The organism is Acidovorax sp. GW458-11-26-14-TSB4, assembly GCF_059423865.1.
This window is the reverse complement of sequence record NZ_JBWKYR010000014.1, coordinates 131,014-137,026: the sequence shown is the minus strand read 5'-3', so window position 1 is coordinate 137,026 and position 6,013 is coordinate 131,014. Positions and strand designations below refer to the sequence as shown.

General features: G+C 68.3%; 8 protein-coding genes. 6 read left to right on the top strand and 2 right to left on the bottom strand.

The window, feature by feature from the left end:
• The first annotated feature begins 220 nt into the window (after positions 1 to 220).
• Entirely contained in the window at positions 221 to 880 is a 660-nt protein-coding gene (locus tag AC07X5_RS23975; RefSeq protein WP_494772151.1) for a hypothetical protein, read from the top strand.
• 70 nt (positions 881 to 950) lie between these two features.
• On the opposite strand, the gene AC07X5_RS23970 is transcribed toward AC07X5_RS23975, so the two are convergent.
• On the bottom strand, positions 951 to 2,345 hold the full coding sequence (locus AC07X5_RS23970) for a TAXI family TRAP transporter solute-binding subunit (RefSeq protein ID WP_494772150.1): 1,395 nt from the start codon (positions 2,343 to 2,345) through the stop codon (positions 951 to 953).
• A 214-nt stretch (positions 2,346 to 2,559) separates the two neighbouring features.
• On the opposite strand from AC07X5_RS23970, the gene yidD reads away from it, so the two are divergent.
• From yidD to AC07X5_RS23945, 5 genes are all read left to right on the top strand, one after another.
• Positions 2,560 to 2,925 (top strand): membrane protein insertion efficiency factor YidD, encoded by a 366-nt coding sequence (gene yidD, locus AC07X5_RS23965; RefSeq protein WP_494772149.1) that lies wholly within the window; start codon positions 2,560 to 2,562, stop codon positions 2,923 to 2,925.
• 104 nt (positions 2,926 to 3,029) lie between these two features.
• Complete coding sequence (locus AC07X5_RS23960) at positions 3,030 to 3,692, top strand: gamma-glutamylcyclotransferase (protein ID WP_494772148.1); 663 nt, start codon at positions 3,030 to 3,032, stop codon at positions 3,690 to 3,692.
• 97 nt (positions 3,693 to 3,789) lie between these two features.
• The gene (locus AC07X5_RS23955) at positions 3,790 to 4,062 is read left to right on the top strand and encodes a hypothetical protein (protein ID WP_494772147.1); all 273 of its coding nucleotides are present in this window, start codon (positions 3,790 to 3,792) and stop codon (positions 4,060 to 4,062) included.
• A gap of 75 nt (positions 4,063 to 4,137) precedes the next feature.
• Positions 4,138 to 4,743 carry a hypothetical protein gene (locus AC07X5_RS23950; protein ID WP_494772146.1) on the top strand — a complete coding sequence of 202 codons (606 nt, stop codon included), beginning with the start codon at positions 4,138 to 4,140 and terminating at the stop codon, positions 4,741 to 4,743.
• Between the two features lie 51 nt (positions 4,744 to 4,794).
• The gene (locus tag AC07X5_RS23945; RefSeq protein ID WP_494772145.1) at positions 4,795 to 5,127 is read left to right on the top strand and encodes a hypothetical protein; all 333 of its coding nucleotides are present in this window, start codon (positions 4,795 to 4,797) and stop codon (positions 5,125 to 5,127) included.
• Positions 5,128 to 5,318: 191 nt separating this feature from the next.
• Here the strand turns inward: AC07X5_RS23945 and AC07X5_RS23940 are convergent, their stop codons facing one another.
• A complete protein-coding gene (locus AC07X5_RS23940) occupies positions 5,319 to 6,011 on the bottom strand; it encodes a glutathione S-transferase family protein (RefSeq protein WP_494772144.1) in 693 nt (230 codons plus the stop codon).
• Between the last annotated feature and the right edge of the window lie 2 nt (positions 6,012 to 6,013).

The following is a 6,013-nucleotide window of genomic DNA, read 5'->3' as shown; positions in this document are numbered from 1 at the left end:
TGCGGGGCGTGATCATGCGGTGGCTCGGACTGTGGCGGGGGACTCAAGATTGAGTGGGTGGGTTTTGAGAGGTTCCCGCTGGAGGCACTGCCCGCCCAGGGGGTGCGCTACAACACATGCATGATCCAAGCCAGCGACGATCGGCGCTGCAACCCAATCCACCGGATCAGTTGTTTTGCCAGTTGCCCCCATGATCCCTGCACACCACCGCCTCATCTCCTTGAGCGCAGCCATCGCCGAGTTTGGCCTCGCGGCGCTGTTCCACCGCGACGGCAGCTTCGACGACATGGAGGACACCATGGTCCACCCCTTCGGTTCGCCCCATGCGGACGGCCCGCTGATGGCCCTGGTGTTCGATGGCGACACCCGCCTGGACGAGCCCTTCGACGCCATGGCCGCTGGCGCCAAGCGGCGCGGCCACATGGACGGCACCGCCACGCCCCTGGAGGAGCTGCTGGAGCGTGCCTGCACCGTGGTCGTCAACGGCGACCTGCAGGCGCCGCGCATCGACACACACGGCTGCCAGGCGCTGTTCGTGTTCGGCAGCGTGCGCTGCGGCGCGTTCGAGTTCTGGCAGGGCGACCTGGCCTGGATCACGGGCGACCTGGTTGCTTCGCGCGCTGTGCTGGCCACGGCCAGCCATGACGACCCGGACAGGGCCGACTACGAGGGCCGCAGCTATGCCTGCGTGCAGGGCCGAGTGCAGGCCCCGCGTGTGCAGACTTGGTTCATGCACCTGGGCCACCTGAACTGGCGCGAAGGCAGCGGTGCGGAACTGCGCGAAGACGAGGCCTATGAAGGCCGTGAGCACCTCTGGAAGACCGACCCGGTCTGGCTGCGCAGCAACGGCATCGACAACGTCATGGGCGTGCCGGAATGACTGCCCGCTCCCGGCCGGCTGGCCTGGCCCGTTGACGCAGTGTCAGAGGGAGTGAGGCAGCCAATCCCCATCAACTGGCGGACGGTGCTTTGTCGGGGGCCAGCGCGGCAGGTTCTGGCGCTGGGGCGTCCCCCGCCTGCACCCGCATCAACTTCCTGCGCACCATCTGGATATGGTTGCGCAGCGCATACAGCTCGTCCGCATACGACAGCGGCACACTGATCTTCTCGACCTGCGCCTCCAGCGCATCCAGGTCCTTGAGCATCGTGTCGGCATGGCCGGCGGGGTGGGTGGTCTCCAGCCGGTCCTCGATCTCGCGCAGGCGCCCATACCAGCGGAACACGCGCGAGCGCACGCGGAATTGGTACAGCGGCGGCACGATGCGCGACAGGGGCAGCAGCACGGCGATCAGCAAACCCATCACCAGCCACATGCGGTCGATGAGGTTCGCGATCCAGAACGGCAGATAGCGCTGCATCATGGGCACGGGCTCGTTGATGGCGCGTTCGCCCTCCTTGGCAATGGGCAGCTCGCTGTGCCGGGTGCTGGGGAACTCGCGCGCGCGGTTGAACCAGCTGGCGCCGCCGTGCAGCTTTTGCGCGTTCTGTGCAAACAGCGTGAGCAGGGCAGGGTGGGTGCCATCGCGCGCCAGCAGCGAGGTGGTGGTGGCCACCAGGCGCGCGTCCAGCGGCGGGATGTTGCTGGCCAGGTCCACCACGCCGCGCGGCAGGGTCACGGGCGTCAGGTACGGAAAGCGCCGCGCGTACGCTTCGTGCTGGGCAAAGTCCATCAGGTGCACGCCGGGGGTCTGCAGCAGCATCTGCACCATCAGCGATTCGGGGGCCGATGCGAACACCAGGGCGTCGAGCTTGCCGTCCAGAAACGCCGCCGTGGCGGGCGTCTGCTCCAGTTGCGACAGGCGCACCTGTTTGGGCTCCACGCGGTTGGCCTCGAGCAGTTGCTCCATCAGGCGCGGTACGCCGCTGCCTTCGGAGCCCACGTTCACGCGCAGGCCGCGCAGCTGGCGCAGGCTGTCCAGCCGGCCCGCAGCGTTCACGCGCAGGGCCGATTCGGCGCGGTAGAACAGCCAGATCGGCTCGACGAACAGGCTGCCCAGCGATGCCAGGTTGTCCGGGTCATCGGGCAGCAGCTCGGCCGTGCCACCCTGCACAAAGGCCAGGTCGGCCTCGCCATCGCGCAGCAACTGCAGGTTGTGCGACGAGCCCGCGCTGGGCTTGAGCACCACCTCGATGCCATCGGCCGCCAGCGCCTTCTGGTAGCGCTTGCCGAACTCTTCGTACGCGCTCTGCGCGGGGCCGGTGGCCAGCGTGACGGTCTTGGGCGGATTGGGGTTGAGCCACCAGTAGGCGCCAATCAGCAGGCCCACAGCCAGAAACGCCAGCGGGCCGGCCGAGACGATCAGGTCGCGCAGCGTGAGGAAGGTGTTGCGTAGGGCCTGGGGCATGAAGAACGGGTCGGGTATTGGGAGAACAGAAGGAGGCAGCGTCGGCCGGCGTGCGGGTAGCCCGCATGGTTTGCTTGCCTGCTGCCGACGAGCCCTGTGATTATCTGTGCATGCGCCAGTGGCACCTGCGCACCGGAGAGTCGAAAGGTATCCGTTGGTATGGTCGCTGGGTGGGCCGAGCCGACGCGTTACCATGTGCCGCATGTTCGCCTTCATGCGCAGCACCTTGGTGTTCAGCCGCCCAACGCCTGCGGCATTGGCCGCAGTGGCGGCCATTGGTGTCTACCAGCGCTATGTTTCCCCATACAAGGGCTTTTGTTGTGCCCACCGCGCGCGCACCGGGCATGCATCGTGCTCGCAGTTTGCGAGGCGTGCCATCGAGCGCTGTGGCCTGCTGGTAGGCTTGAGGCTGTTGCGGCGCAGGTTGGTGGCCTGTGCTGCGTCCTGGCAGGCCCTGATGGCCAGCGAGCCGCAGGCGCCTGGTAGCGAGCCCCTGAACGAACCCTGCCCGCTGTTCACCCTGCGCAATGCCAAGTGCTGCGGCGGTACCTCGCTGTCCTCCTGCTGGCCATTCACGTAGGCCGTAGGGGCGCAGCCGGTTGCCGGTTGCGCCGGGGGGCTTGGCGTGCAAATGCGCTTGCCATGGCAAACTTGGGCCACCACTTTGGGCATTGTCGACAAAAGATGACCATCCTGACCCGCGAGAACCTGCGCAATGGCACGCTGCGCAGCCGCATGGCCATGCCCGAGGGCTCGGCCTGGTCCAACGAGCGCATCGACGCCTCCTTTGCCGAGACCTGGGCCAGCCGGCCGCAGGGGCCCACCTGGGTGTTTGGCTACGGTTCGCTGATCTGGAACCCGCTGATGCCGTTCGAAGAGCAGCACACGGCCACGCTGCACGGCTGGCACCGCAGCTTTTGCCTGCGTTCCATTTCGGGCCGGGGCAGCCCCGAGCGGCCGGGGCGGGTGCTGTCGCTCATGCCGGGCGGCTTCGTGCAGGGCGTGGCGCTGCAACTGCCCGATGCCGAAGCGCAGGACGAGGTGCGCATGCTCTGGACGCGTGAGATGACCGGCGGTGGCTACCTGCCCCGCTGGCAGGCGGTGCAATTGGAGGATGGGCGCAGCGTCACGGCCATCACCTTCGTGGCAAACCCCGAGCACCCCCAGCACGAGCACGACGCCTGCGCCCAGACAGTCGCCCGCCTGGTGGCGGTGGCCAAGGGCGCGTTCGGGCCCAACATCGACTACGTGCTGTCGCTGCAACAGGCGCTGCACGAACGCGGCCTGCATGACCCGTATGTGGACGCCATCGTGCAGGACATCGAGTCGTCGGCCACGGGCGGCTGAGCCACGGCCGGGCTGCGTGGCGCTGCGTGGGGCTGCATGGGGCGGCCGGTGGCCGGCGCCGCAAGGTAGACTCCGGTCCCATCGACTACCGAAGCCCATGCCCATTCTTGCCGCCATTCCCCGCCGCACCCTGCTGGTCTCCGTCAACCCCGATGGCAGTTGGTCCGGCGCAGACGAGGGCACGCCCGGCGCCGAGGATGCGGACCTGCGCTTCGAGATCAGCGGCGAAGAGGGCCGGGGCGTGCTGCTGGCCTACGCCTCGCTCGATGGCCGCCTGGCCGCCGCCGACCACTGGTTTGCTACGCAGGGCGAGGCCCAGGCCTTTGCGGCCGATGCCTTCGGCATCGAGGCCGAGGAGTGGGGCGGCTGAAGGCTGCAACGCCACCGCCAGCCGGGCCAACAGACAATACCCCGTGTACTTTTTCCTTACCCAGCAGACTTTGCGATGACCGAGCCCATCGACCCCCACGACCTTGTTGAAACCACCCAACCTGCGGATCTGAGCGGGTACGCGGAAACCACGCAACCCGCGCACCTCGCCGACGATGGGGGGCCCGCAGAGCAGGACCACGACGCCCCGGCGGAGGTGGTACGCCTGATCGCCGCGCTCACGGCCATACCGGGCGTGACCCAGGCACAGCTGGACAACAGCTACCTGCCCGACGTGGCGCTGGCCGACCTGTCGCTGCCCAACGGCCCGCATGCCGACCTGCCGATCGCCGCACTGCGCCGCTCCAATGGCGCGCTGGCGAACGAAGTGCTGCTGTCGCTGGAATTCCGCATCCAGCGCAACGAGGCCGGTCTGCGTGCGGCCGAGTTCCTCTCGTGGTGGGTGCGCGAGCAGTCGCGCCTGGGCGAGAACATGCAGCTGCGCACCCTGGGACAGCCCCCCATGGTGGCGGGCGAGCAGCAACTGGGCCGCTCCCTGCGCTTCACCATCGACTGGTTCTACACCGACACTTCGGAGGACATGGTCAACGTGCTCAGCGCCGTGGGCGGCAAGGCGCTGGCACTGGAGCTGGCGACCGAGATGTACAAGGATGCGTTCTAGCCGCTGCGCACCCTCGGTGTGCCGGCGGCAAGCCCGTGTGCGGGCTGCCGCATGATCATCCACCCCACCGAACTCATCGCCCTGGGCCTGTGGCTGCTGGCGCCCGCGCTGGCGCTGGGCCTGCTGGTGCTGTATGCCGTGCATGCCCGCTTCGGGGCCCGCATGGGCCTGCGCCCCTGGCGGGCGGCCAGCCTGCTGGTGGTGTTCGGCATTTCCCTGGCAGCGGTACTGCTGGTGTATGCGCCCGCGGAAACGGCGCGGTCCCTGGGGCTGCGCGACATCCGCATTCTGGGCTGGCAGACCTTCTGGGCACCAGTGGGCTTTGTGGCCGAGTTGCTGGCGCTGCCTATGGCGCTGTGGCTGGGGCGGGGGCGGGGGCGCTGACGCCTGTTCTCCGAGCGCGGCCCGCAAGCAGCCGGTAGACGCTCAGGCCTAGTGCCTGGATCGCGGCCATCACCTCTGTGCCGAACCCCCTATGCGGCTCGGTTGTCAGGGTGGGCCAGCCATTGCCCCCATTGGACAGGGGCCTTGTCGGTGCGGCTGCTGCTGCGCAGCGTCACCAGGCAAGAGCCGGGTCAATCGCGGTCCGGCGCGCCCAGCGGAAAATGCGGCCGGAAGTACCGCGCCTCGTCCACCGCACGCGCGAACGAAGGGCGCGCCAGCAGCCGCGCACGGTAGGCTCGCAGCACTGGGCAGGTTTCGGGAATCGGGTGCGTCCAGTCCGCATAGAACAGCGAGGGCGCCGCTGCGCAGTCGGCCAAAGTGAAATGCTCGCCGCAGGCCCAGGTGCGGCCGGCCAGACGGCCTTCGAGCCAGGCGTAGGCGCGGTCGAGCTTTTCCACGGCCAGGGCCATGCCATCCTTGCGCTTGATTGCATCGCCCGTGAGCGCGCCGTTCACCGCCAGCTGCATGGCGTTCATCACATGCAGGTCGAAAACGCGGTCCATGAAGCGCACGTCCAGGGCCTCCACCGGGTCGCTTGGGATCAGCCGCACGGGGCCCGGATACTTGATCTGCAGGTATTCGATGATGATGCTGGTCTCCACCACGTCGCGCGCCCCATCCACCAGCAGCGGAAACTGGCGCAGCGGCCACTTGGCCAGCCACTGGGCCGCATGCTGCGGCGCATCGGGCCCCAGCACGCGAAACTCGAAAGGCGTGGCGTTTTCGTACAGCGCGATCAGCACCTTCTGCGTGTACGACGAGAAGGGGTGGCCGTAGAGCACGGGCGGCGGGGCTTGCGAGGGGGCCGGGGTGGGCTGGCTCATGC